This is a genomic window from Citrobacter gillenii (assembly GCF_013337685.1).
Taxonomy (GTDB): Bacteria; Pseudomonadota; Gammaproteobacteria; order Enterobacterales; family Enterobacteriaceae; genus Citrobacter; species Citrobacter gillenii.
This window is the reverse complement of record NZ_SUQN01000010.1, coordinates 15,515-41,270: the sequence shown is the minus strand read 5'-3', so window position 1 is coordinate 41,270 and position 25,756 is coordinate 15,515. Positions and strand designations below refer to the sequence as shown.

Annotated in this window: 22 protein-coding genes; 12 read left to right on the top strand and 10 right to left on the bottom strand. The window is 52.6% G+C overall.

The window, feature by feature from the left end; all coding sequences use genetic code 11:
* The first annotated feature begins 193 nt into the window (after positions 1–193).
* From fdnG to fdhE, 4 genes are read left to right on the top strand one after another with little or no spacing between them, the layout of a single operon-like run.
* Positions 194–3,244, top strand: a complete 3,051-nt coding sequence (fdnG, locus tag FCH32_RS20975; protein WP_117343643.1) for a formate dehydrogenase-N subunit alpha — start codon at positions 194–196, stop codon at positions 3,242–3,244.
* A 12-nt stretch (positions 3,245–3,256) separates the two neighbouring features.
* Positions 3,257–4,159 (top strand): formate dehydrogenase O subunit beta, encoded by a 903-nt coding sequence (gene fdoH / locus FCH32_RS20970; RefSeq protein WP_115259809.1) that lies wholly within the window; start codon positions 3,257–3,259, stop codon positions 4,157–4,159.
* Positions 4,156–4,791 carry a formate dehydrogenase cytochrome b556 subunit gene (fdoI, locus tag FCH32_RS20965; RefSeq protein WP_096758858.1) on the top strand — a complete coding sequence of 212 codons (636 nt, stop codon included), beginning with the start codon at positions 4,156–4,158 and terminating at the stop codon, positions 4,789–4,791. The genes fdoH and fdoI overlap by 4 nt, the downstream gene beginning before the upstream one ends.
* Positions 4,788–5,717: a formate dehydrogenase accessory protein FdhE gene (gene fdhE, locus FCH32_RS20960; protein ID WP_096758859.1), complete on the top strand. Its 930-nt coding sequence runs from the start codon at positions 4,788–4,790 to the stop codon at positions 5,715–5,717. The genes fdoI and fdhE overlap by 4 nt, the downstream gene beginning before the upstream one ends.
* A 126-nt stretch (positions 5,718–5,843) precedes the next feature.
* On the opposite strand, the gene fabY is transcribed toward fdhE, so the two are convergent.
* The 6 genes from fabY to FCH32_RS20930 all read right to left on the bottom strand — a co-directional run bounded on the left by fabY (position 5,844) and on the right by FCH32_RS20930 (position 10,568).
* Positions 5,844–6,785, bottom strand: coding sequence for a fatty acid biosynthesis protein FabY (gene fabY, locus FCH32_RS20955; RefSeq protein ID WP_153064726.1), 942 nt, complete (start codon positions 6,783–6,785; stop codon positions 5,844–5,846).
* A gap of 44 nt (positions 6,786–6,829) precedes the next feature.
* Positions 6,830–7,267 carry a D-aminoacyl-tRNA deacylase gene (dtd, locus tag FCH32_RS20950; RefSeq protein ID WP_096758864.1) on the bottom strand — a complete coding sequence of 146 codons (438 nt, stop codon included), beginning with the start codon at positions 7,265–7,267 and terminating at the stop codon, positions 6,830–6,832.
* Between the two features lie 2 nt (positions 7,268–7,269).
* On the bottom strand, positions 7,270–8,136 hold the full coding sequence (locus tag FCH32_RS20945; protein ID WP_115259810.1) for a virulence factor BrkB family protein: 867 nt from the start codon (positions 8,134–8,136) through the stop codon (positions 7,270–7,272).
* The gene (yihX, locus tag FCH32_RS20940) at positions 8,130–8,729 is read right to left on the bottom strand and encodes a glucose-1-phosphatase (protein WP_174361464.1); all 600 of its coding nucleotides are present in this window, start codon (positions 8,727–8,729) and stop codon (positions 8,130–8,132) included. The genes FCH32_RS20945 and yihX overlap by 7 nt, the downstream gene beginning before the upstream one ends.
* Positions 8,730–8,834: 105 nt before the next feature.
* Positions 8,835–9,638 carry a DeoR/GlpR family DNA-binding transcription regulator gene (locus FCH32_RS20935; protein WP_096758867.1) on the bottom strand — a complete coding sequence of 268 codons (804 nt, stop codon included), beginning with the start codon at positions 9,636–9,638 and terminating at the stop codon, positions 8,835–8,837.
* A gap of 33 nt (positions 9,639–9,671) precedes the next feature.
* The gene (locus tag FCH32_RS20930; protein ID WP_174361463.1) at positions 9,672–10,568 is read right to left on the bottom strand and encodes a sugar kinase; all 897 of its coding nucleotides are present in this window, start codon (positions 10,566–10,568) and stop codon (positions 9,672–9,674) included.
* Positions 10,569–10,733: 165 nt separating this feature from the next.
* Here FCH32_RS20930 and yihU point away from each other — a divergent pair, with 165 nt between their 5' ends.
* The 8 genes from yihU to ompL all read left to right on the top strand — a co-directional run bounded on the left by yihU (position 10,734) and on the right by ompL (position 20,389).
* Entirely contained in the window at positions 10,734–11,630 is an 897-nt protein-coding gene (yihU, locus tag FCH32_RS20925; RefSeq protein WP_117343641.1) for a sulfolactaldehyde 3-reductase, read from the top strand.
* Between the two features lie 22 nt (positions 11,631–11,652).
* Entirely contained in the window at positions 11,653–12,531 is an 879-nt protein-coding gene (yihT, locus tag FCH32_RS20920) for a sulfofructosephosphate aldolase (protein WP_117343640.1), read from the top strand.
* 15 nt (positions 12,532–12,546) lie between these two features.
* Positions 12,547–13,788 (top strand): sulfoquinovose isomerase, encoded by a 1,242-nt coding sequence (gene yihS / locus FCH32_RS20915; protein ID WP_174361462.1) that lies wholly within the window; start codon positions 12,547–12,549, stop codon positions 13,786–13,788.
* 3 nt (positions 13,789–13,791) lie between these two features.
* Positions 13,792–14,649 carry an aldose-1-epimerase gene (locus FCH32_RS20910; protein ID WP_117343638.1) on the top strand — a complete coding sequence of 286 codons (858 nt, stop codon included), beginning with the start codon at positions 13,792–13,794 and terminating at the stop codon, positions 14,647–14,649.
* A 48-nt stretch (positions 14,650–14,697) separates the two neighbouring features.
* Positions 14,698–16,734, top strand: coding sequence for an alpha-glucosidase (locus FCH32_RS20905; RefSeq protein WP_174361461.1), 2,037 nt, complete (start codon positions 14,698–14,700; stop codon positions 16,732–16,734).
* A 45-nt stretch (positions 16,735–16,779) separates the two neighbouring features.
* Positions 16,780–18,162 carry an MFS transporter gene (locus FCH32_RS20900; RefSeq protein ID WP_117343636.1) on the top strand — a complete coding sequence of 461 codons (1,383 nt, stop codon included), beginning with the start codon at positions 16,780–16,782 and terminating at the stop codon, positions 18,160–18,162.
* A 46-nt stretch (positions 18,163–18,208) separates the two neighbouring features.
* Complete coding sequence (locus FCH32_RS20895; RefSeq protein WP_174361460.1) at positions 18,209–19,630, top strand: MFS transporter; 1,422 nt, start codon at positions 18,209–18,211, stop codon at positions 19,628–19,630.
* A gap of 66 nt (positions 19,631–19,696) precedes the next feature.
* Entirely contained in the window at positions 19,697–20,389 is a 693-nt protein-coding gene (ompL, locus tag FCH32_RS20890; RefSeq protein ID WP_174361459.1) for a porin OmpL, read from the top strand.
* A gap of 68 nt (positions 20,390–20,457) precedes the next feature.
* Here ompL and FCH32_RS20885 read toward each other — a convergent pair whose 3' ends face one another.
* From FCH32_RS20885 to typA, 4 genes are all read right to left on the bottom strand, one after another.
* Complete coding sequence (locus FCH32_RS20885; protein WP_096758879.1) at positions 20,458–21,723, bottom strand: MFS transporter; 1,266 nt, start codon at positions 21,721–21,723, stop codon at positions 20,458–20,460.
* Positions 21,724–21,822: 99 nt separating this feature from the next.
* Positions 21,823–22,806 (bottom strand): sugar phosphate isomerase/epimerase family protein, encoded by a 984-nt coding sequence (locus tag FCH32_RS20880; RefSeq protein ID WP_096758880.1) that lies wholly within the window; start codon positions 22,804–22,806, stop codon positions 21,823–21,825.
* An 8-nt stretch (positions 22,807–22,814) separates the two neighbouring features.
* Entirely contained in the window at positions 22,815–23,525 is a 711-nt protein-coding gene (locus tag FCH32_RS20875) for a GntR family transcriptional regulator (protein ID WP_096758881.1), read from the bottom strand.
* A 238-nt stretch (positions 23,526–23,763) separates the two neighbouring features.
* Positions 23,764–25,587, bottom strand: a complete 1,824-nt coding sequence (typA, locus tag FCH32_RS20870; protein WP_115259820.1) for a ribosome-dependent GTPase TypA — start codon at positions 25,585–25,587, stop codon at positions 23,764–23,766.
* Positions 25,588–25,756: the final 169 nt, after the last annotated feature.

Below are 25,756 nucleotides of genomic sequence, written 5' to 3'. Positions count from 1 at the left end.
TTCTTTTAACCATATTGGAACACACATACCAACATTGTGGTATTCTTTACAAATCCCTCCTGGACGGAGGGAAATTCACCCAATTCTGGACCTTTGCGGTCCCGTCCGCAAAGAAAAATAACAACCACTTCCCTCGCGATCGCGATACACCTACGCGAAGGGAACGTGACAATGTCGAAACAAGGAGCGAACCATGCAGGTCAGCAGAAGGCAGTTCTTTAAGATCTGCGCTGGCGGTATGGCAGGCACCACGGCAGCGGCACTGGGTTTTGCACCCGGCGTAGCGCTAGCGGAAACACGGCAATATAAACTGCTGCGTACCCGCGAAACCCGTAACACCTGCACTTACTGTTCCGTTGGCTGTGGACTGTTAATGTACAGTCTCGGTGACGGTGCGAAAAACGCCAAAGCATCCATCTTCCATATCGAGGGCGATCCGGACCATCCGGTGAACCGTGGCGCGCTGTGCCCGAAAGGGGCTGGTCTGGTGGATTTCATCCACTCCGAAAGCCGGCTGAAATTCCCGGAATACCGTGCACCAGGCTCCGATAAGTGGCAACAAATTAGCTGGGATGAGGCATTTGACCGCATCGCGAAGCTGATGAAAGAAGACCGCGACGCTAACTACGTTGCGCAGAACGCCGAAGGCGTCACCGTTAACCGCTGGCTTTCCACCGGGATGCTGTGTGCTTCCGCCTCCAGTAATGAAACCGGCTATTTAACGCAAAAATTCTCCCGCGCGCTGGGTATGCTCGCGGTCGACAACCAGGCGCGCGTCTGACACGGACCAACGGTAGCAAGTCTTGCTCCAACATTTGGTCGCGGTGCGATGACCAACCACTGGGTCGACATTAAAAATGCCAACCTCGTTGTGGTGATGGGCGGTAACGCCGCTGAAGCTCACCCGGTCGGATTCCGCTGGGCGATGGAAGCCAAAATTCACAACGGCGCGAAGCTGATTGTGGTCGATCCTCGCTTTACGCGAACCGCAGCGGTGGCAGATTTCTATGCACCCATTCGTTCCGGTACTGACATTGCCTTCTTGTCAGGCGTCTTGCTGTACCTGCTGAATAACGAAAAATTCAACCGCGAATATACCGAAGCCTACACCAACGCCAGTCTGATTGTGCGTGAAGATTATGGCTTCGAAGATGGCCTTTTCACCGGCTATGACGCGGACAAACGCAAGTATGATAAAACCAGCTGGAACTACGAGCTGGATGAAAAAGGCTTCGCCAAACGCGATGTTACGCTGCAACACCCGCGCTGCGTGTGGAATCTGCTGAAACAGCACGTTTCCCGCTACACGCCGGATGTTGTCGAAAACATTTGCGGTACGCCGAAGGCTGATTTCCTGAAAGTCTGCGAATACATCGCTGAAACCAGCGCCAAAGACAAAACCGCGTCGTTCCTGTACGCGCTGGGCTGGACGCAGCACTCCGTGGGCGCGCAGAACATTCGCACCATGGCGATGATCCAGCTTCTGCTCGGCAATATGGGGATGGCAGGCGGTGGCGTTAACGCCCTGCGCGGTCACTCCAATATTCAGGGTCTGACTGACTTAGGCCTGCTGTCGCAGAGCCTGCCTGGTTACATGACGCTGCCAAGCGAAAAGCAAACCGACCTGCAAACTTACCTTGCGGCCAACACGCCAAAACCGTTGCTGGAAGGTCAGGTAAACTACTGGGGCAACTACCCGAAATTCTTCGTCTCGATGATGAAGGCCTTCTTTGGTGATAAAGCGACAGCGGAAAATAGCTGGGGCTTCGACTGGCTGCCGAAGTGGGATAAAGGGTACGACGTGCTGCAGTACTTCGAGATGATGAACCAGGGCAAAGTGAATGGCTACATCTGCCAGGGCTTCAACCCGGTCGCCTCATTCCCGAACAAAAACAAGGTCGTGGCTTCACTGTCAAAACTGAAGTTCCTGGTGACTATCGACCCACTCAACACCGAAACGTCCACCTTCTGGCAAAACCACGGTGAGTCGAACGATGTGGATCCGTCAAAAATCCAGACCGAAGTGTTCCGTCTGCCGTCCACCTGCTTCGCCGAAGAAAACGGCTCAATCGTTAACTCCGGACGCTGGCTGCAGTGGCACTGGAAAGGCGCGGATGCCCCAGGGATTGCCGCCACCGACGGTGAAATCCTCGCCGGTATCTTCCTGCGCATGCGCAAGATGTACGCCGAACAGGGGGGAGCGAACCCGGAACAGGTGCTGAGCATGACCTGGAACTACTCCACGCCGCATGAACCTGCTTCAGAAGAAGTGGCGATGGAGAGCAACGGTAAAGCCCTGGCTGATATCACCGACCCAGCAACCGGTGCGGTGATCGTCAAGAAAGGCCAACAGCTTAGTTCATTTGCCCAACTGCGCGATGACGGCACTACCTCCAGCGGCTGCTGGATATTTGCCGGTAGCTGGACACCGGAAGGCAACCAGATGGCGCGTCGTGATAACGCCGATCCGTCGGGCCTGGGCAATACGCTGGGCTGGGCATGGGCATGGCCGCTCAACCGCCGCATTCTGTATAACCGCGCCTCCGCTGACCCGCAGGGGAATCCGTGGGATCCAAAACGTCAGATCCTGAAATGGGATGGGGCGAAATGGAGCGGGATGGATATTCCGGACTACAGCGCCGCCGCACCGGGCAGCAACGTCGGGCCGTTTATCATGCAGCCCGAAGGGATGGGACGCCTGTTTGCTATCGATAAGATGGCGGAAGGGCCGTTCCCGGAACACTACGAGCCGTTTGAAACGCCGCTGGGCACCAACCCGCTGCATCCGAACGTTATCTCTAACCCGGCTGCCCGTATCTTTAAAGGCGATGAAGAAGCACTGGGCAAAGCGGATAAGTTCCCGTACGTCGGGACGACCTACCGTCTGACCGAGCACTTCCACTACTGGACCAAGCACGCGCTGCTAAACGCCATCGCTCAGCCGGAACAGTTTGTGGAAATTGGCGAGAAGCTGGCGAACAAGCTCGGCATCTCCCACGGCGATACCGTTAAGGTCTCTTCTAACCGCGGCTACATCAAAGCCAAAGCGGTGGTGACCAAACGTATTCGCACGCTGAAGGCCAACGGTCAGGATATCGACACCATCGGTATTCCGATCCACTGGGGCTACGAAGGTGTGGCGAAAAAAGGCTTTATCGCTAACACGTTAACGCCATTCGTCGGTGATGCGAACACGCAGACGCCGGAATTTAAGTCCTTCCTCGTGAACGTGGAAAAGGTGTAACGGAGACGACCTATGGCTTATCAATCGCAAGACATCATTCGTCGATCCGCCACTAACGGTTTCACCCCCGCGCCTCAGGCGCGGGATCACCAGGAGGAAGTGGCCAAGCTCATCGACGTCACCACCTGCATCGGTTGTAAAGCCTGTCAGGTGGCCTGCTCAGAGTGGAACGATATCCGCGATGAAATCGGCAGCAACGTTGGGGTGTACGACAACCCCGCCGATTTGACCGCCAAATCCTGGACGGTGATGCGCTTCTCGGAAGTGGAACAAGACGACAAACTGGAGTGGCTGATCCGCAAGGATGGCTGCATGCACTGTGCCGATCCGGGCTGCCTGAAGGCGTGTCCGGCGGAAGGGGCAATCATTCAGTATGCCAACGGCATTGTCGACTTCCAGTCCGAGCAGTGCATTGGCTGCGGCTACTGCATTGCAGGCTGTCCGTTCGACGTGCCGCGCCTCAACCCGGAAGACAATCGCGTCTATAAATGTACGCTGTGCGTTGACCGTGTTGTGGTAGGACAAGAACCGGCCTGCGTGAAAACCTGCCCAACCGGCGCGATTCATTTCGGCACCAAAGAGTCGATGAAAACGCTGGCAGGCGAGCGCGTGGCAGAGCTGAAGACCCGTGGCTACGATAACGCCGGACTGTACGATCCGATAGGCGTTGGCGGTACGCACGTTATGTACGTTTTGCATCATGCCGACAAGCCGAATCTGTACCATGGCCTGCCGGAAAACCCGGAAATCAGCGCCACCGTGAAGTTCTGGAAAGGCATCTGGAAACCCCTCGCAGCGGTCGGCTTTGCAGCGACATTTGCGGCCAGCATCTTCCACTACGTCGGCGTCGGTCCGAACCGTGCGGAAGAGGAAGAAGACAATCTGCATGAAGAAAAAGACGAGGTGCGCAAATGAAACGACGTGACACCATCGTGCGCTATACAGCGCCGGAACGCATCAACCACTGGGTCACCGCCTTCTGCTTCATGTTGGCGGCGATAAGCGGGCTGGGCTTTTTCTTCCCATCCTTCAACTGGCTGATGCAAATCATGGGCACCCCGCAGCTGGCGCGAATTCTGCACCCGTTTGTCGGCGTGATTATGTTTGCCTCGTTTATCATCATGTTTTTCCGTTACTGGCACCACAATCTAATCAATCGGGATGATATCTTTTGGGCGAAGAATATTCGTAAGATCGTCGTCAACGAGGAAGTAGGTGACACGGGACGTTATAACTTCGGCCAGAAATGCGTATTCTGGGCGGCGATTATCTTCCTGGTCCTGTTGCTGGTGAGCGGAGTGATCATCTGGCGCCCGTATTTTGCGCCTGCTTTCTCAATCCCGGTGATCCGATTCGCGTTAATGCTGCATTCATTTGCCGCAGTAGCGTTAATTGTGGTTATCATGGTGCACATTTACGCCGCCCTTTGGGTGAAAGGCACCATTACCGCGATGGTGGAAGGATGGGTCACCAGCTCATGGGCGAAGAAACATCACCCACGCTGGTACCGTGAAGTCCGCCAGAAACAGGAAAAGTCATCTGAATGAGTATTCGCATAATCCCGCAAGATGAGCTGGGTTCGAGCGAGAAACGCACGGCGGATATGATTCCGCCGTTATTGTTCCCCAGACTCAAAAATTTGTATAACCGCCGTGCTGAGCGTCTGCGCGAGCTGGCCGAAAACAACCCGTTGGGTGATTATCTGCGCTTTGCTGCGCTGATCGCTCATGCGCAGGAAGTGGTGCTGTACGACCATCCGCTGCAGATGGACCTGACCGCGCGCATCAAAGAAGCGAACGATCAGGGCAAACCGCCGCTGGATATCCACGTTCTGCCACGCGATAAGCACTGGCAAAAACTGCTGCAATCGTTAATTGCTGAGCTGAAACCAGAAATGAGCGGCCCTGCGTTAGCGGTGATCGAGAATCTGGAAAAAGCCTCCGAGCAAGAGCTGGAACTGATGGCCAGCGCGCTGTTTGCTTCTGATTTTGCGTCGGTCAGCAGTGATAAAGCGCCGTTCATCTGGGCCGCGCTGTCGCTCTACTGGGCACAAATGGCCAGCCTGATCCCCGGCAAAGCCCGAGCGGAATACGGTGAACAGCGCCAGTTCTGCCCGGTGTGCGGTTCGATGCCAGTCTCCAGCATGGTGCAAATCGGTACCACTCAGGGGCTGCGCTATCTGCACTGCAACCTGTGTGAAACCGAGTGGCACGTGGTGCGCGTGAAGTGCAGCAACTGCGAGCAAAGCCGTGATTTGAACTACTGGTCACTGGATAACGAACAGTCTGCGATTAAAGCTGAAAGCTGCGGCGACTGCGGGACTTACCTGAAGATTCTGTATCAGGAAAAAGACCCCAATGTCGAAGCCGTTGCCGACGACCTCGCCTCGCTGATGCTGGACGCGCACATGGAGCAAGAGGGCTTTGCCCGCAGCTCCATCAACCCGTTCCTGTTCCCGGGTGAAGGGGAGTAAGTCTACTCACAACCCGGTGAGCATTTCACGCTGCCGGGTTGTCCTTTAGACGCTTAATGCCTGAATAACACGTCTGGGATCGTTAGCAATAGCGAACGGGGTAGAATGAAAAACAGGGATTTGCCCCTACTCCTCTTCGTTTCCACCTTCTTCGTAGGCACCAAATGGTTTTGCGGGTAGCACAATGTAGGTGCCTTCAAACACCACACCTGCCGCATCATCGCCAAAGACCTCTACCTGCATCTGGACACGCGCCTTACGGCCTCTCGCCAGACGGTCAAGATCGCCACTCAGCGAACCCAGATCGGCAATGGCCGTCGGCTTGCCGGTGATCGGTCTGCTGTAGCGGATATGTGCATCGGCGAGGATAATCGTTCCGCCCAAATGGCGCTCGCGCAGCATTAGCCAGATCAGCCCCCAACCGGTTAACGTAGCCAGAGAAAACAGGCTTCCGGCAAACAGGGTATGGTGCGGGTTTTGATTGCCGGTTTCGGGCATCGTGGTAATGAATTTTTGCCCGGTATACTGCTGAATACGCACGCCCATTTTCTCGCTCAGCGGAATATGTTCGTACCAGGCTTGCTGAAGCTGTCCACACCAGTCACCGCGATGAAGAATATCATCCAGTGTGGCAATGGGCTTGATCATCAAAAAGTGGCGTACCGGCGTGGTTTGCGGCGTGGTGATTTCACCCTGGCTCACAAAACCCAGCTTGGCAAAAAATTCGACCGCATCTTCACGGGCGCTACAGGTTACGCGCTTGACCCCTTCCTGACGCGCCACAGATTCCAGGGTCATCGCCATCAGCGTGCCTAAGCCCTTCTCCTGCACGGACGGGTCTACAGCCATAAAGCGTATGGAGGCTTCGTTATCCGCATTGATGTACAAACGCCCAACCGCAACCAGATTACCCTCTTCATCCACCACCATCTGGTGGTGCGCCATCGCATCCCAGGCATCCCGCTCGGAGCCTTTTGGCTGATGCAGTGGTTTACGCAACATCTCCCAGCGAAACTGGTAGTAACGCGCCAATTCTTCTTCTGTTTGCGGCACTCGAAGGTGATACATAGTTGTATTCTCTCTTGTTACCCGCGACCACGCCGGAAGCTGATTCATACCTGTAACCAGAACGTCACGGGGCCATCATTAACCAGTGAAACCTGCATATCCGCAGCGAATCGTCCGGTTTGCGTATTCATCTCCTGTTGGCGACAGCGCTCAACAAAGTATTCATATAACGCTTCTGCACGATCGGGCGCAGCGCCCTTTGAGAAGCCCGGGCGCATGCCCCGTTCGGTATCTGCCGCCAGCGTAAACTGTGAGACCACCAGCACGCTGCCACCCGCCTGTTGTACGTTCAGGTTCATCTTACCTTCGGCATCGCTAAAAATTCGATAGCCGAGCACGCGCTCGCAAAGGCGGTTTGCTTTCTGTTCGTCATCATCCCTTTCGACACCTAATAAGACTAAAAGTCCTGGGCCAATTTCACCCGTCACCTCATCCTCCACGGTGACGCTGGCACGGGTTACGCGCTGAATCAATGCAATCATATTTATTCTGCTTCTTCTTGTTCTGCGGCTTGTTTGAGTTTGCGGTATTCACCGAGAGTGACAGTTATTTCCGCGCCTAGCAAGACGATACACCACGTCCAGTATACCCAGACGAATAAAATGGGGATCACCGCCAGCACGCCGTAGATCAACTGATAAGACGGAAACATCGTGATATAGAGTGCAAATCCTTTCTTCCCAGCTTCGAACAGCACCGCGGCGACAAAAGCGCCGATCACCGCATCACGATTGGGTACGCGTGTGGTAGGTACAATGCTGTACAGCAGCCAGAATGAGAGCCAGGAGAGCACCAGCGGCAATACCCTCAGGACGTTATCAATAACGGTATTGAGATCGCTGGCCCAGCGCAGGGACAAAAGATAAGAGCTGATCGCCAGACTGGCACCCGCCAACAACGGGCCCAGCGTTAAAATCATCCAGTACACCGCAAACGAATACACTTTGGGCCGGGTGCGTTTGCTGCGCCAAATGGTATTCAGTGCGCTGTCGATGGCATACATCAGCAACAGAGCCGTCACAATCAGCCCACATGCGCCGACGGCGGTCATTTTGTTCGAGTTCGCGACAAACTGTTCGATATAGCGCTGAATAACATCGCCGGTGGCCGGAATAAAATTAGCGAATATAAAATGTCGCAGCTGAATGCTGACGTCGGAAAACATGGGAAATGCGGCGAAAAGCGCAAAAACAACGGCGATAAGCGGCACTAACGAAAGCAACGAGACGTAAGCCAGGTTGCCCGCCAGTGTCGTCATGTTGTCCTCATCAATGCGTTGCCATAATAACTTCAGCCAGGCCCGTACAGGACGCGTATGGTGCCTGGCTTTTTGATGCACGTTTTTTAGCATAACACCGTCGCGAAATAGTCAGGTATGGTCGTTTTATCAACGACCAGGATGCTGGTGATCCCTAACTGGTTAGCCCCTTCAATATTATCGGCGTTATCATCAAAAAAGACCGTATCTGCGGCAGAAAAACCTTCGGACTGCAGAACATGCTGGTAAATCCGCGCTTCGGGTTTACGCATGCCGAGTTCCTGGGAAAGATAGATATGGTCCGCAGCCTGGCGAACTTCTGGGTACTCATCCGGCCAAAATGTCGTATGCAGGTGGTTGGTATTCGACAGCACCACGACACGATGCCCCTGCTCACGCAGTTTATGCATGATGTCGATGACGTCGGGGCGTAGCGCAACAAAAACGGCCTGCCAGCCATGGGAAAACTGTTCGTAACTCAACGGCAGCGCCATGTCGTGACACAGCGCCTCGGCAAACGCCTCATCGGTTATTTCACCCCGCTCATGTTGGCGAAAAGCCTCCCCCATGGTGAAACTTTGCTTTAGCGAAGCCAGCGGGACACGGCTCAGATCGCTCCATGTGCCTAACACGCGATTGAAGTCGATATCGACAATCACATTACCCAAATCAAAGATATAGAGCATGTCCTTCTCCTTACTCGCCATGGATGAATAACTGTAGCGGGAAAGGAGAAGTTTGACTATGCGTGCGTGATGGCTTTGACGTTTCCGAGTCACCACTAGAGGGGATTACATTGCCAGAGCGTCATCCTGGGAGGGACTCACCTGCACAATTTCCACCTGCTGCGACTGGAGCAAGTTGTGCAATGCCGGACCGGGATACTCATCGGTAAACAACGCCGTCACCTGAGACACATTACCAATCTCTACCGCTGCGGAAGCCGTGTATTTCGTATGATCGGCAGCCAGCAGAATATGCCGCGAATGGGCCATCATCGTTTTCACCACGCTGGCTTCGTTGACATCAAATTCCAGCAGCGCGCCATCGTTTTCTATCGCCCCGACGCTGGTCACCAGATAATCTGCCCGAAAATCAGCCACAAACGCGGTGGCTGAAGGGCCGATAATCCCGCTGTTGTGCGGGCGCAGCGTCCCGCCGGGCACCATCACCTCGAAGCGCGGATTGTTATACAGAATATGCGCCACCCGCAGACTGTTGGTGATAATGCGCAAATGGTTATGGTTTAACAGCGCCCGCGCCACCTGTTCAACGGTGGTACCGATGGTAATAAACACCGTTGAACCATCTGGAATATAGTCAGCCACCGCTTCTGCGATGGCTTTTTTCTCTTCCGTCCAGGAGACTTCACGCTGCTCGAACGCCGTATTGACCACGCTCGACGCTCTGCCTGCCCCGCCGTGGTGACGCGTAATCAATCCCTGTTCGCTTAGTTTACGAATATCACGGCGCACGGTCTGCGTGGAAACATCCAGCAGGCTGGCCAGCTCGTCAATATTCATATAACCGCGCTCGCTAATCAGCATCAGCAGCTGATCGTGCCGCGGGTTACCGGTCAGTTCGGTAAGACTCATGAAATTTCCTCGAAAAACCATTGCCCTGGCATTTTATACAAAAAGTGACAGAAAAGATCGGGTTTGATCACAGTCAGGGATACCCGCACGCCCTCCTGGGCGCGTACACTTCAGTGCCGCAACCCCGCTGGCAAACTTGACGGCATCTTCCTGGGCGCAGCCAGAAGCCAGACTGAAGGCCAGCGCACCGTGGAAAACATCTCCTGCACCGGTAGTATCAACCACATCCACGGCAAATCCAGGTTGATGCTGTAACACATTATTTTTTATCCAGTCACAGCCTTCCCCACCTCGCGTCACATAAACATGTCCATTTGTGAGCGCTTGTGCTTTTTTCAGACCAGCCTCCGATTCTTCTGTCCCGGTCAGGCGCGCCAGTCCCGGTTCAGAGAAAGCAGCATGATCGCTTAACGCCACCAGCTCGCTAATGTCCTGCGGCGTAACATCACCATCCAGCACGGTTATCACTCCAGCCCGACGCGCGAGGGTAAATGCCTGCTTTGCCCCTTCGTGCCAGCGAACATCTGCCAGCACCACGTCCCACTGTGAAAAATCAATCGCATTCAACCAGTCGGCATCCGGCAGTAAGTCCGGGCTGGGGTAGTTGACGATAATCCGCTCCCCTTTCGCATCAACCATGATTGCCGATTGCGAAGAGTTTGCTCCCGTATAGCGCCGGGTGTAGCGGGTATTTACCCCCAGGGATTCAAGCTCCGCCAGCAAGCTATTTCCGGTGTCGTCATCGCCCACACGGCCAATAAAGTCCACCTGCGCGCCCAACTTCGCCGCAGCCACTGCCGCCGTTGCGGCAGGCCCTCCCCCCACTTCCGTATAGCGCTTCGCCACATATTTCCCCCCTTCAGTCGGTAAGCCTTCTACGTAATAGATGCGATCCATCACGGCAATACCCACACAAGCAATACGAATCATGGTCATTCCTCAAATGTTTTGGATGGGATCATTTTAATTTCACAAAATGTTTAAAAAGTGACGGCTGTCAATTTTTTGACCATAAATTACAAATACGATCAAAAATAGACAGAAAAGACCAATTTTAAATGACAAAAAATGACATCCACATCTCAGGAGAAGGTTATGGCAGTTATAGCATTTATCGGATTAGGTCAGATGGGTTCACCAATGGCGAGCAACTTGCTGAAGCAGGGCCATCAGCTCAGCGTCTTTGACGTTAACCCGGATGCTGTTCAGCGCTTGGTAACACAAGGCGCACAGCCTGCCAGCACGCCAGCTCAGGCCGCAAAAGACGCAGAGTTTGTCATCACCATGCTGCCAAACGGCGATCTGGTACGCGGCGTTTTATTCGGTGAACAAGGCGTTTGTGAAAGCCTTTCCCCGCAGGCGCTGGTGATTGATATGTCGACCATTCATCCACTGCAAACCGACAAGCTGATTACCGATATGCGTGCCAGGGGCTTGTGCATGATGGATTGTCCGGTCGGACGCACTTCCGATCACGCGGTCGCGGGGACATTGCTGCTGCTGGCGGGTGGTACGGCAGAACAAGTCGAACGCGCCACACCAGTGCTGATGGCGATGGGCAGCGAACTGATTAACGCAGGCGGGCCGGGCATGGGCATCCGCGTGAAGCTTATCAACAACTATATGAGCATTGCGCTGAATGCGCTGTCTGCCGAAGCCGCCGTGCTGTGCGAGGCACTCGGTCTCTCCTTCGATGTGGCCTTGAAAGTGATGAGCGGGACCCCCGCCGGAAAAGGCCACTTCACCACCTCCTGGCCTAACAAAGTGCTGAAAGGCGATCTTTCCCCGGCCTTCATGATCGAGCTGGCCCACAAAGATCTTGGTATCGCGCTGGATGTTGCCAATCAGTTGCATGTGCCGATGCCGCTGGGTGCCGCCTCCCGCGAGGTTTATAACCAGGCGCGCGCCGCCGGTCGTGGTCGTGAAGACTGGACCGCCATTCTTGAGCAGGTGCGCAACAGCGCCGGACTAACTGCCAAAGTAAAAATGTAACGACTGTATAAAGGAAAATTGAATGAACAATTACACCATCAAAGATATCACGCGCGCATCCGGTGGTTTTGCCATGCTGGCCGTCGACCAGCGTGAAGCCATGCGCTTAATGTTTGCCGCTGCGGGTGCGAAATCCCCGGTCAGCGACAGCGTGCTGACCGATTTCAAAGTGAATGCGGCAAAAATCCTTTCTCCTTATGCCTCGGCCATTCTGGTCGATCAGCAATTCTGTTACCGCCAGGTGGTGGAGCAAAACGCGGTAGCCAAAAGCTGCGCCATGATTGTTGCCGCCGATGCGTTTATTCCGGGCAACGGCATTCCTGTTGATAGCGTAGTGATTGATAAAAGTATCGATCCGCAGGCCGTTAAGCAAGACGGCGCCAAGGCGTTAAAACTGCTGGTGCTGTGGCGTAGCGATGAAGATGCCCAGCAGCGTCTGGATATGGTGAAAGAATTTAATGAGATGTGCCACTCCAGTGGCTTGCTGAGCATTATCGAACCGGTCGTACGTCCGCCGCGTCGCGGCGATAAGTTCGATCGCGAGCAGGCCATTATCGATGCCGCTAAAGAGCTGGGTGACAGCGGTGCCGATCTCTACAAAGTCGAAATGCCGCTCTACGGTAAAGGCTCTCAGCAAGAGCTTCTCACTGCATCACAGCGGCTGAATGAAAACATCAATATGCCGTGGGTCATTCTTTCCTCCGGTGTGGATGAAAAACTGTTCCCTCGCGCGGTCAGCGTGGCCATGACCGCAGGAGCATCCGGCTTCCTGGCCGGGCGCGCGGTCTGGTCATCGGTTGTGGGATTACCGGATACCGAACTGATGCTGCGCGATGTTTCTGCACCGAAGTTGCAGCGTCTGGGCGATATCGTCGATGAAATGATGGCCCGCCGCCGTTAATACGAGGATCGAAGAATGAAATGGTTTAACACCTTGAGCCACAACCGCTGGCTGGAGCAGGAAACCGACCGCATCTTTAACTTTGGCAAGAACGCGGCGGTACCGACCGGATTTGGCTGGCTGGGAAACAGTGGCCTGGTCAGAGCAGATATGGGAACGCATTTGTGGATCACCGCCCGCATGCTGCACGTCTATTCCGTTGCCGCGTCCATGGGTCGCCCCGGCGCATATCAGTTGGTCAGTCACGGGATTAACGCCCTGAACGGCGCACTGCGCGACAAACGCTACGGCGGCTGGTACGCCTGCGTCAATGACGAAGGCGTGATGGATGCCTCCAAGCAGGGCTATCAGCATTTCTTTGTGTTGCTTGGCGCGGCAAGCGCCGTCACTACCGGTCATCCGCAGGCCCGACAGCTGCTCGATGACGCCATCGAAGTGATTGAAAAATACTTCTGGAGTGAAGATGAGCAGATGTGCCTGGAGTCCTGGGACGAAGCCTTCAGCCAGACGGAAGATTATCGCGGCGGCAACGCCAACATGCACGCAGTTGAAGCCTTCCTGATCGTTTACGACGTCACCCACGACCGTAAATGGCTGGATCGGGCGCTGCGCATCGCGTCGGTGATTATTCACGACGTGGCCCGCAGCGGCGAGTATCGGGTCAACGAACATTTCGATTCGCAGTGGAACCCGATTCGCGATTACAACAAAGACAACCCTGCTCACCGCTTTCGCGCCTACGGCGGTACACCGGGCCACTGGATTGAGTGGGGCCGCCTGATGCTGCATCTGCATGCCGCGCTGGAAGCGCGCTTCGAAACGCCACCCGCCTGGCTGCTGGAAGATGCTAAAGGTCTGTTCCACGCCACCATCCGCGATGCCTGGGCTCCCGATGGCGCTGACGGCTTTGTTTACTCAGTGGACTGGGACGGCAAACCGATCGTCCGCGAAAGAGTGCGCTGGCCGATAGTCGAAGCCATGGGCACCGCCTACGCCCTGTATACCCTCACTGGCGAGAGCCAGTACGAAACCTGGTACCAGACGTGGTGGGATTACTGCATCACCTATCTGATGGATTACGAGACCGGCTCATGGTGGCAGGAACTGGACACCGATAACAAGGTGACCACCAAAGTCTGGGACGGCAAGCAGGATATTTATCACCTGCTGCATTGTCTGGTGATCCCACGCCTGCCACTGGCTCCGGGACTTGCTCCAGCGGTTGCTGCCGGTCTTCTGGATATCAACGCAAAATAGGTCATAAGGATAGCAGCCATGCATAGCGGCGGAAAAACCGTTCATCTTCGGGCGGGTCATTACCAGGCAAAAATCGTGACGGTTGGCGCTGGGCTGGCGGAACTGACGTACCACGGACGCCATATTGTCGTCCCACATAAGCCGGAAGAGATGCCGTTGGCACATCTGGGGAAAGTGCTTATCCCGTGGCCTAATCGCGTGGCAAACGGCTGCTATCAGCATAACGGCAAGAGATTGCAGCTTGCCGTCAACGACCTTGCTTCGCAGAGCGCGATTCATGGCCTTTTAGCCTGGCGGGATTGGCAGATTAACCAGCAGTCGGCATCGGAAGTGTCGCTGACAATTTTTCTGCCGCCCTCATATGGCTACCCGTTTGCACTGGTATCAGAGGTAATTTACCGGCTGGATACTACCAACGGGCTGCACGTTTCTATTTGTACGCAGAATGTGGGCGAGGACACGGCGCCTTATGGTGCAGGAGCGCACCCCTATTTGACCTGCAATCTACAACACATCGACAGCTGTGAATTAACACTGCCGGCGAGCGAAGAAAGGTGTGATGAACGGGATTTCACTACGCCGCATTTACTCGCGCAAACCGTAATTGATCATACGTTTAGGCCCCTGTCACCCGACGCGGGATGGGAAGTCAGAATGACCAGCCGCTCGCAAAATATGTCCACCTTTTTACGCAGCCACCAGCCCTGGCTGCAGGTGTATACCGGCGAGAAATTAGCAAGGTGTGGCCTGGCAGTAGAACCCATGACCTGCCCGCCCGACGCCTTTAATTCTGGGATTAGCCTGATTCATCTCGCGCCCGGAGAAAAACACCAACTGAATTTTTTAATCGGCAGTGAATAACAGATTTCCGACAAATTACCGAATTACCCTATGTTTACGGAGACGATAATGAATTCGCTACAACAACGGTCAACCGCATTAGAAATCACCACGTTACAGGATGGCTTTGCGCTTACGTACCATCAGCGCCTGATTCTGCGCCATACCTCGCAAACCCCTTGTCTGTGGATCGGCGCAGGCGTTGCCGACATTGAGATGTTCCGCGGCAACTTCAGCATTAAAGACAAACTCAATGAGAAGATTGCCCTCACGGAGGCGACGGTCAGCGAATCACTTGATGGCTGGCGGGTACATTTCAGCCGCGGCGGCGCCATCGCGGCCAGCCTGCACATCTCCACCGATGAACAGGGCCGACTGAAGCTGGATCTGCAAAACGACGATCTCAGCCACAATCGCATCTGGTTACGTCTGGCCGCCAATCCGAAAGATCATATCTACGGCTGCGGCGAGCAATTTTCTTACTTTGATTTACGCGGTAAACCGTTCCCGCTGTGGACCAGTGAACAAGGCGTGGGCCGCAACAAGAACAGCTACGTGACCTGGCAGGCAGACTGCAAAGAGAACGCCGGCGGCGACTATTACTGGACTTTCTTCCCACAGCCGACCTTCGTCAGCACGCAAAAGTACTACTGCCACGTTGATAACAGCTGCTACATGAATTTCGACTTTAGCGCGCCGGAATATCACGAGCTGGCGCTGTGGGAAGACAAAACCACCCTGCGCTTTGAGTGCGCCGACACGTATATCGCCCTGCTGGAAAAACTGACCGCGCTGTTAGGCCGCCAGCCGGCACTGCCGGACTGGATTTACGACGGCGTCACGCTGGGTATTCAGGGCGGCACCGAGGTTTGCCAGAACAAACTGGACACCATGCGTAATGCGGGCGTGAAGGTGAATGGCATCTGGGCGCAGGACTGGTCCGGGATCCGTATGACCTCGTTTGGCAAACGCGTGATGTGGAACTGGAAGTGGAACAGCGACAACTATCCACAGCTGGATAGCCGCATTAAACAGTGGAAAGAAGAAGGCGTACAGTTCCTCTCGTATATCAATCCGTACGTTGCCAGCGATAAAGACCTCTGCGCGGAAGCGGCGGCTCGCGGCTATCTGGCAAAAAACACCGCTGGCGGTGACTATCTGGTTGAGTTCGGCGAGTTCTACGGCGGCGTGGTCGATCTGACCAACCCGGAAGCCTACGACTGGTTCAAAGACGTCATCAAAAAGAACATGATTGAGCTCGGCTGTGGCGGCTGGATGGCGGATTTTGGCGAATATCTGCCGACCGATACGTATCTGCACAACGGCGTCAGCGCCGAGATCATGCATAACGCCTGGCCTGCACTGTGGGCGAAGTGTAACTACGAAGCGTTACAGGAAACCGGCAAGCTCGGCGAGATCCTGTTCTTTATGCGTGCGGGTTACACCGGCAGCCAGAAGTACTCCACCATGATGTGGGCAGGCGACCAAAACGTTGACTGGAGTCTCGACGATGGTCTGGCCTCGGTCGTGCCTGCCGCACTTTCGCTGGCAATGACCGGTCACGGCCTGCACCACAGCGATATCGGCGGTTATACCACCCTGTTTGAGATGAAGCGCACGAAAGAGCTGCTGCTGCGCTGGTGCGACTTCAGCGCCTTCACACCAATGATGCGGACCCACGAAGGCAACCGTCCGGGCGATAACTGGCAGTTTGATGGTGATGCAGAAACCATCGCCCATTTTGCCCGCATGACTACCGTGTTCACCACCCTGAAACCGTATCTGAAGCAGGCCGTCGCGCAAAACAGCGCCACCGGACTGCCGGTGATGCGCCCGCTGTTCCTGCATTATGAAGACGATGCCACCACCTACACCCTGAAATACCAGTACCTACTGGGTCAGGATCTACTGGTTGCGCCGGTTCACGAACAGGGTAAGCGCGACTGGACGCTGTATCTGCCAGAGGACAGCTGGGTCAACCTCTGGACCGGGGAAACTTACCAAGGTGGCGAAATTACCGTTGATGCGCCTATTGGCAAACCTCCGGTCTTCTATCGCGCGAAGAGTGAGTGGGCATCACTGTTTGCAACTTTACGCAGTATCTAATCAGGCTCGCCCGCGCGGAAACACGCGGGCAAATGAGGGATAATCATGAGTCAGAATACAGCCAATCCGGCAACCCTACGCTTACCTTTTAAAGAAAAACTCGCCTATGGGATGGGTGATTTAGGTTCCAATATCCTACTGGACATTGGCACGCTCTATTTACTCAAGTTTTATACCGATGTCCTTGGTTTACCAGGTACTTACGGCGGTATCATTTTCCTTATCGCCAAGTTTTTTACCGCGTTTACCGATATGGGTACCGGGATTATGCTCGATTCGCGACGTAAAATTGGTCCGAAGGGCAAATTCCGTCCGTTCGTGCTTTACGCGGCTTTCCCGGTTACGCTCCTGGCCATCGCTAACTTTGTCGGTACGCCATTTGAAATCACCGGAAAAACGGTGATGGCAACGGTGCTGTTTATGCTGTACGGACTGTTCTTCAGTATGATGAACTGCTCTTACGGCGCGATGGTGCCCGCAATAACGAAAAACCCGGATGAACGAGCTTCCCTTGCCGCCTGGCGCCAGGGCGGTGCCACGCTCGGCCTGCTGCTGTGCACCGTCGGCTTTGTGCCGGTGATGAACCTGATCGAAGGTAACTCGCAGCTGGGTTATATCTTCGCCGCCACGCTATTCTCCCTGTTCGGCCTGCTGTTTATGTGGCTGTGCTATGCGGGTGTGAAAGAGCGCTACGTCGAAGTAAAGCCGGTAGATGCAACGCAAAAGCCGGGATTACTGCAATCCTTTCGCGCCATCGCCGGCAACCGCCCGCTGTTTATTCTGTGCATTGCCAACCTGTGCACGCTCGGCGCGTTTAACGTCAAGCTGGCGATCCAGGTCTATTACACCCAGTACGTATTGAACGACCCGATCCTGCTCTCCTGGATGGGCTTCTTCAGTATGGGTTGTATCTTCATCGGCGTATTTTTAATGCCGGGAATGGTCAGACGCTTTGGTAAGAAGAAGGTCTATATCGGCGGTCTGCTGATTTGGGTGGCGGGCGATCTGCTCAACTACTTCTTTGGCGGCGGGTCGGTGAGCTTTGTCGCCTTCTCCTGTCTGGCCTTCTTTGGTTCGGCGTTTGTTAACAGCCTGAACTGGGCGCTGGTCTCTGACACGGTGGAATATGGCGAATGGCGCACCGGCGTGCGCTCTGAAGGGACGGTATACACCGGATTCACCTTCTTCCGTAAAGTCTCGCAGGCGCTGGCGGGGTTCTTCCCCGGTTGGATGCTGACGCAGATTGGCTACGTGCCTAACGTGGTGCAATCGGCGGGTACCGTCGAAGGTTTACGCCAGCTGATTTTTATTTATCCGTGCGCCCTGGCAGTCATCACCATCGTGGCAATGGGCTGCTTCTACAACCTTAACGAGAAGATGTATGTCCGTATCGTTGAAGAGATAGAAGCGCGTAAACAACCCGTTTGATAATAATAATGAATAGCGCCCTACGGGGCGTTATTAAGGAGCGATTATGTCTGACCATGATCCGCTAACGTTAAAACTGAGCCTGCGTGAAAAACTCGCCTACGGAGTGGGTGACTTCGGCTCAAATTTGATGCTGTGTATCGGCACGCTGTATCTGCTTAAATTTTATACCGATGAGCTTGGGATGCCTGCATATTACGGCGGGATAATCTTTCTGGTGGCGAAGTTCTTCACCGCCTTCACCGATATGCTGACCGGCGTATTACTGGACTCACGGCGTAATATTGGCGTAAAAGGGAAATTCAGACCCTTTATTTTATATGCGTCGTTTCCTGTCGCCCTGGTTGCCAGCGCGCAGTTTTTAGCCACCGATTTTACGCTAACGGTAAAAACGGGACTGGCAACGGTGCTGTTTATGCTGTTTGGCCTGTTCTATAGCCTGATGAACTGCTCTTACGGGGCGATGGTTCCCGCCATCACCAAAAACCCGCATGAGCGCGCCCAGCTTGCAGCCTGGCGTCAGGGTGGCGCCACGGTCGGACTGCTGCTGTGTACCGTGGGCTTTATGCCGATTCAGGCGCTGTTTACCAGCGCACCTTCGCTTGGCTATCTGATTGCTGCGCTGATCTTCTCGGTTTGCGGTTTGTTCAGTATGTGGTGGTGCTTTAGCGGGGTGAAAGAGCGTTATATCGAAATCATGCCGGACCATCATAAGCCCAGTATTCTCAAATCGTTCCGCGCGATTTTCCGTAACCCTCCCCTACTGGTGCTGTGTATCGCCAACTTGTGTACGCTGGCGGCATTCAACATCAAGCTGGCGATTCAAGTTTATTACACCCAGTACGTGCTCAACGATATCCATCTGTTGTCATGGATGGGTTTTTTCAGTATGGGATGCATTCTGATTGGCGTACTGCTGGTGCCTACAACCGTGAAACGCTTCGGTAAAAAACAGGTTTATCTCGGCGGCCTGGCATTGTGGGCCCTCGGCGATGTGCTGAACTTTTTCTGGGGCGGGACGTCGTTCTTGTTTGTGACTTTCTCATGCATGGCCTTCTTCGGTACCGCTTTTGTTAACAGCCTGAACTGGGCGCTAGTCCCAGATACCGTTGACTACGGTGAATGGAAAACCGGGATTCGTGCCGAGGGGTCGGTCTATACCGGTTATACCTTTTCACGAAAAATTTCTGCTGCGCTGGCGGGTTTCTTGCCGGGTATTATGCTGACGCAAATCGGCTATGTCCCCAACATAGTCCAGAGCGAGGCCACCTTGCTCGGTTTGCGCCAGCTTATTTTTCTCTGGCCATGCGGGCTTGCCATCATCGCAGCCTTCACCATGGGTTTATTTTATAAACTCAATGAAACTCGCTTTGCTTTTATTATCGAGGAAATCAGTCAACGGAAGAAAAGCAATTTCAAACCTGATACTGAGAGTCATAAAAAGAATACCTCTGTTGTAAACGTATAAAAATAATTGCCGCTTTCTCCATCTCTATGGATGGCGGCTTCCCTACGCTTATAAAATGGATTTATTATGAAAAAGTTGAATACAATAATTCTTTTATCCTCTGTCGTCTCCACCTCTGTTTTTGCCGGTGCCTATGTGGAAAACCGCGAGGCATATAATCTGGCATCCGATCAGATGGAAGTCATGCTGCGCGTTGGCTATAATTCCGATATGGGTGCGGGTATCATGCTCACGAATACCTACACCATGCAACGCAAAGATGAGTTAAAACATGGCTATAACGAAATAGAAGGCTGGTATCCATTATTCAAGCCGACAGATAAACTGACTATTCAACCCGGTGGACTGATTAACGATAAGAGTATTGGTTCTGGCGGCGCAGTATATCTGGATGTGAATTATAAGTTTACGCCCTGGTTTAACCTTACGGTACGTAATCGATATAATCATAACAACTACAGCTCAACCGATTTAAACGGCGATCTGGATAACAACGATACCTATGAGATTGGCAACTATTGGAACTTCAGCATTACGGATAAGTTTTCTTATACGTTTGAACCACACTACTTTATGCGAGTAAATGATTTTAATAGTAGTAATGGTAAAGACCATCATTGGGAAATTACCAATACCTTTAAATATCGCATCAACGAGCACTGGCTGCCCTATCTTGAATTACGCTGGTTAGATCGTAATGTGGAACCCTACCACAGGGAACAAAATCAGATTCGTGTTGGGGCAAAGTATTTCTTCTAGCTCCCTCTATTGATAAAAAAGCCGCTGACAATCAGCGGCTTTTTCATACTACCTGACGTAAACGCGCATCACGCCTGTTCCGCTTGCAGCATTTTCTTTCTTTCACTGATTCGCTTAACCAGCAGAACAGATGCAATCGCCCCACAGAAAGCGAAGCAGGCCATAATACCAAACACAATTTTGTAGCCGATGAGCCCTGGGTTCAAATCCAGAATATATCCGTACATACTGAAGCAGAACATCGCCGGGGCATAACCGATAAAGCTGCCCAGCGCCATTGCCGCACCCGTTTGATTCTCTGCGATTTTGGCCTCACCAATAGGGGCAAAGAATACAGCGCGCTGAGTAAATACGATGGCGCCGAAGCCCAGCGTACACACCATGCCTAAATAAACGGGCATACTTTCATGCGGCAGAACGATCAGCAGCAACAGTGCCACTGTGCTGAGCATAAATGTGTAGCATAAATATTTACTCGGTGATTTCAGGATTTTATCTGAGATCAGTCCACCAATCGGGCCACCAACCATTTTCAGGCAATATTGGTTAATAATCCCATAAGCCCCCACCAGCGCGACGGGCAGCATATAAATGTTTTTCAGGAATGGGATAAAGAACGTCAATCCACAATACACGGCATAAACAAAGAAGACGTTAAACGCGATTAACCAAATAGTCTTATCTTTCAGAACTGACGACATGCTTGGATTTTTCGGCGCATCTTCAGCATCATGGATTTTTGCGGCGGGGATTTCCTCTTTATCGTTCAGAACAAAGAAGATGATGATCCCGACCATAATGACAATTGCAGAGTAGAACCAGATACCGGCCTTGAACCCCAACAGACCACTGCCAAACCAGGCAAAGACGGCCAATGCAGAAAATGCGACAACCGTATCCACAATACCGCGGCCCGTTTCAAAAAAGCCGAACAGACGCCCTTGTTGTTCGCTGTTGCCGAGTCGGCTAACGGATTTTAATAACACCGGCCAGTTCATCATGTCGCAGGTAACACCAAATAACGCCCAGACAAAGAGGATCCCCCAATAGCCAGGCATGGTGGTCAAATAAACCCCCAGCAGCCCCGTGGCAATAAGGGAAAGAGACATAGTGTATTTACGTGGAAGTTTGTCTGCAAAATAAATAGATAAGAAAAAACCTATGGTAGTTACAAATGAGTTCACTGACATCGCGTTACCAATCTGACCGTTAGTCAAATGGAAGTATTCCTGCATCGGAATATAGAACGCATCTTTCAGTGAGGGTAATTTGTAAATTGTACCGCCACACAGCGTTAACAGGCTAAAAAGCGCCCATTTCTTTTTTGTGAGCATAGCATCCCCTAAATGATTTATTTAATCATTTGTTTTAAATATAAAAACACGCCCATTCATCAGGAATGGACTATGAATTCTAAATAAAGGCGTTAGATATTAATAATGAGTTAGAATGTGATGCGCCTCATTTTTAATTTGTTGTAGCACGCTACGCACAAATTGTATTTGTTGGATGGCATCATTTTTTTCTTTAATCAAACGTTCTTCGAGAAGTTCTGGCTCCGGTAGCGGTGTTTCGCTCATCTGGCGCCATGGGATCCAGGGGTTATCTCCTTCATTGTCGAAACGAAATGCCGGGGCGTAATAATCCACTTCTTCTTCCAGCCCGTAAGCCGTTACCTGCGGCTTCTCATCACCTAAGCAAATAAGTTTGGTCAGCAGATCTTTAAACGGCATATCCCCTTGACCCGAAGTACAGGCTTTATGGCCCAGTCCCGCATTCTCATTTACAATTAATGCATCTTTAATATGCACCTGGGTAATATGCGGAGACATTGTGTCTAACGCCGTCAACGGATGCTCATTGGCATTGATCATATTAGCAAAATCAAACAGTAAAGAGAGCGACTCCATATCACTGTTCTGAACTAACGATACCAATTCATGACTCTTTAAATCCTCATGCTGCTCTAAGGTAAAGGTCAGTCCGCTATCCTGATAGCAATCGCGCAAATATTTGATATCCTGCGTAATGATTGCAAGCACCTCTTGAAGATTACCTTCGTAGCGCGGGTAAAACCTCACCGAAGAGGCGCCTGTTTTTAATGCGATAGCGACAGCCTGGTCAATAGCTTTTTTATCAGAAGAACTGGTCTCGATATGCAGATCAAGCTGTAGCTGACGCGCTTTGTCGCCAAATGCTGACAGTGCTTCATCATTCATATTTTCAAGAGAATAGCGTTCACCATCAAGGACGTGGATTTTCACCCCACGCAGATTATTTTCACTGGCAATATCTAATAAATCATTCGGTAATATGCGTTCAACGCGCATATTCAAATGATAAGCATAAGCGTGAAGATAAAGAGGAAGATTATCTACCCGCGCCAGAATTTTATGTGCATTGTCTTTAGTGACCATAAACGTACCTACAAGTTAATGAAGAGATCAACTGCTTCAAATCGCCAATACTCAATATCTATTTGTACGATATTTCCATCACTGTCAGCCCGGTGTTTTTCAATAAGAATGGCGGGCATTCCAGTCGAACCGCCAATAAACTTGCTAATGTCGCCGGCCATTCTGACAGGTTTAAAAGCCAGTTTTTTGATTACCGTTTCTTTTTTATATTCATTTTCCCATACCGAAGAAAATGACTGGCTTTCAAGCTGCTCAATAAACCCCGGTGCGACCTTCGGGTTGATAAACGTTTCATGATAGAAAACTTTATGCCCTTCCAGCGCTCCCCAGCCCGTTATCCGATACAGTTCATCAGACGGTGTTGCTGACACCAACGGCGCGGCAACGTCCGGGTACTGAGAAACCCGGCTTTTCTCGATAAATCCCCAGGAAGGCTCTCTACCCTGCTCGAGCGCGGCGCGCTGAAAGCTTGCTGACAATTCCGGGCTGTAGTTAAAGCGTGCCTGGGTAACGAACCACCCTTTGCGATCCTTACGAAAGATTTTGGATTCAGACTCCAGGTTTAATAGCGCCTGACGTAACGTCATGCGCTTGATCCCCAGCAACTCTCCCAACTCCCTTTCCGAGGGCAGTTTTCCGCCCGGAGTGGTGATCCCATCTTTTAACCAACGATCTAACTTCTCTTTCGCATTCTCAACGGTCGACTGATTACTCGTCATTGTTTAATTCGCTTGGTTTAAACCAGATGGTTTAATCATACGCTGACGATGAAAAAGAAAGCAAACACCCGCGTTGAGCTTTAGAAAAATTTGTGACCAAGCTCTCTTAAGCCAGACATCTTGAGGGGAGAGTATTTCTTGAGGCAGGGAATCAACGTAATCCCGCCGGGAACCAGGGATTGCGGGCAAAAAAAAACCCCACCTCTTAAGGCAGGGTCTTGTCATTAAAGCACGTTAATTAGTCTTCTTTCGGACCACGCATCGCACGTTTACGATCGTTTTCAGTCAGGTGACGTTTACGAATACGGATAGACGTTGGTGTTACTTCTACCAGTTCGTCGTCATCGATGAATTCCAGAGCCTGTTCCAGAGTCATTTTCTGAGCTGGAACCAGCGTGGTGGCTTCATCAGTACCGGAAGCACGCATGTTGGTCAGTTTCTTACCGGTCAGGCAGTTTACAGTCAGGTCGTTAGAACGACTGTGAATACCGATGATCTGGCCTTCATAAACTTCTGCGCCGTGACCCAGGAACAGCTTACCGCGGTCCTGCAGGCTGTACAGTGCAAACGCAACAGCTTTACCCTGACCATTGGAGATCAGCACGCCGTTCTGACGCTGGCCCACTTCGCCCGGACGAACATCGTCGTAATGGCTGAAGGTGGAGTACAGCAGACCGGTACCGGAGGTCATGGTCATGAATTCTGAACGGAAGCCGATCAGGCCACGGCTTGGGATCACGTAGTCGAGACGTACGCGGCCTTTACCATCTGGATTCATGTTTTTCAGGTCGCCTTTACGCTCACCCAGTGCCTGCATAACAGAACCCTGGTGCTGCTCTTCGACGTCCAGCGTTACGTTTTCGAATGGCTCTTGTTTACGGCCATCGATTTCGCGGAAGATAACTTTCGGACGGGAAACCGCCATCTCGAAACCTTCACGACGCATGTTTTCAATCAGAACGGACAGGTGCAGTTCACCACGACCAGACACGCGGAATGCGTCTGCATCCGGAGTCTCTTCAACACGCAGTGCAACGTTGTGTACCAGTTCTTTTTTCAGGCGGTCAAGGATCTGACGAGAAGTAACGTACTTACCTTCTTTACCGCAGAACGGAGAGGTGTTTACGTTGAAGAACATGGTCACGGTCGGCTCATCAACAGACAGCGCCGGCAGCGCTTCAACATTCTGCGGATCGCAGATGGTGTCGGAGATGTTCAGTTCGCCCAGACCAGTGATCGCGATGATGTCGCCCGCTTCTGCAACGTCGCTCTCGATACGCTCAAGACCCAGATGGGTCAGAACTTTACCGACTTTACCGTTGCGAGTTTTGCCTTCGCTATCAATGATAGTGATCTGCTGGTTCGGTTTAACTTTACCGCGCTTGATGCGACCGATGCCGATAACACCCACGTAGTTGTTGTAGTCCAGCTGAGAGATTTGCATCTGCAGCGGGCCATCAAGGTCAACGTTCGGAGCCGGTACACGGTCAACGATGGTCTGATACAGCGGGGTCATGTCTTCCGCCATATCTTCGTGATCCAGACCTGCGATACCGTTCAGCGCTGAAGCGTAAACGATCGGGAAGTCCAGCTGTTCGTCGGTCGCGTCGAGGTTAACGAACAGGTCGAATACCTGGTCAACAACCCAGTCAGGACGCGCGCCAGGACGGTCAACTTTGTTGATAACAACAATTGGCTTCAGGCCATGAGCAAAGGCTTTTTTAGTCACGAAGCGCGTCTGCGGCATCGGACCGTCCATTGCATCAACCACCAGCAGCACGGAGTCTACCATGGACATTACACGTTCAACTTCACCACCGAAGTCGGCGTGTCCCGGGGTATCAACGATGTTGATACGGTAGTCATTCCACTTGATAGCGGTGTTTTTAGCGAGGATGGTAATCCCACGCTCTTTCTCCAAATCGTTGGAGTCCATCACGCGCTCTTGGGTTTCGGCACGAGAGTCGAATGTACCGGATTGTTGGAGCAGCTTGTCTACCAGGGTGGTTTTACCATGGTCTACGTGCGCGATGATGGCGATGTTACGCAAATTTTCGATCACAACTTTGCCTCAGGCATTTTAGAAATAGCGCGTTATTGTACACGGATTAATCGCAGTACAAAACAGGATCACAAACATCCTCCGCAAACAAGTATTGCAGAGTTTCTTTGTGATCACATTCACGGAGCGTTAAAAGGGGTAATCTCATGTCAATTGCACCATTATAGTG

Excerpts from the sequence above, each read along its gene's own strand:
- fdoH (WP_115259809.1), top strand. The coding sequence starts at position 3,257 with ATGGCTTATCAATCGCAAGACATCATTCGTCGATCCGCCACTAACGGT.
- fdoI (WP_096758858.1), top strand. The coding sequence starts at position 4,156 with ATGAAACGACGTGACACCATCGTGCGCTATACAGCGCCGGAACGCATC.
- fdhE (WP_096758859.1), top strand. The coding sequence starts at position 4,788 with ATGAGTATTCGCATAATCCCGCAAGATGAGCTGGGTTCGAGCGAGAAA.
- fabY (WP_153064726.1), bottom strand. The coding sequence starts at position 6,785 with ATGTATCACCTTCGAGTGCCGCAAACAGAAGAAGAATTGGCGCGTTAC.
- dtd (WP_096758864.1), bottom strand. The coding sequence starts at position 7,267 with ATGATTGCATTGATTCAGCGCGTAACCCGTGCCAGCGTCACCGTGGAG.
- FCH32_RS20945 (WP_115259810.1), bottom strand. The coding sequence starts at position 8,136 with ATGCTAAAAAACGTGCATCAAAAAGCCAGGCACCATACGCGTCCTGTA.
- yihX (WP_174361464.1), bottom strand. The coding sequence starts at position 8,729 with ATGCTCTATATCTTTGATTTGGGTAATGTGATTGTCGATATCGACTTC.
- FCH32_RS20935 (WP_096758867.1), bottom strand. The coding sequence starts at position 9,638 with ATGAGTCTTACCGAACTGACCGGTAACCCGCGGCACGATCAGCTGCTG.
- FCH32_RS20930 (WP_174361463.1), bottom strand. The coding sequence starts at position 10,568 with ATGATTCGTATTGCTTGTGTGGGTATTGCCGTGATGGATCGCATCTAT.
- yihU (WP_117343641.1), top strand. The coding sequence starts at position 10,734 with ATGGCAGTTATAGCATTTATCGGATTAGGTCAGATGGGTTCACCAATG.
- yihT (WP_117343640.1), top strand. The coding sequence starts at position 11,653 with ATGAACAATTACACCATCAAAGATATCACGCGCGCATCCGGTGGTTTT.
- yihS (WP_174361462.1), top strand. The coding sequence starts at position 12,547 with ATGAAATGGTTTAACACCTTGAGCCACAACCGCTGGCTGGAGCAGGAA.
- FCH32_RS20905 (WP_174361461.1), top strand. The coding sequence starts at position 14,698 with ATGAATTCGCTACAACAACGGTCAACCGCATTAGAAATCACCACGTTA.
- FCH32_RS20900 (WP_117343636.1), top strand. The coding sequence starts at position 16,780 with ATGAGTCAGAATACAGCCAATCCGGCAACCCTACGCTTACCTTTTAAA.
- FCH32_RS20895 (WP_174361460.1), top strand. The coding sequence starts at position 18,209 with ATGTCTGACCATGATCCGCTAACGTTAAAACTGAGCCTGCGTGAAAAA.
- ompL (WP_174361459.1), top strand. The coding sequence starts at position 19,697 with ATGAAAAAGTTGAATACAATAATTCTTTTATCCTCTGTCGTCTCCACC.
- FCH32_RS20885 (WP_096758879.1), bottom strand. The coding sequence starts at position 21,723 with ATGCTCACAAAAAAGAAATGGGCGCTTTTTAGCCTGTTAACGCTGTGT.
- FCH32_RS20880 (WP_096758880.1), bottom strand. The coding sequence starts at position 22,806 with ATGGTCACTAAAGACAATGCACATAAAATTCTGGCGCGGGTAGATAAT.
- FCH32_RS20875 (WP_096758881.1), bottom strand. The coding sequence starts at position 23,525 with ATGACGAGTAATCAGTCGACCGTTGAGAATGCGAAAGAGAAGTTAGAT.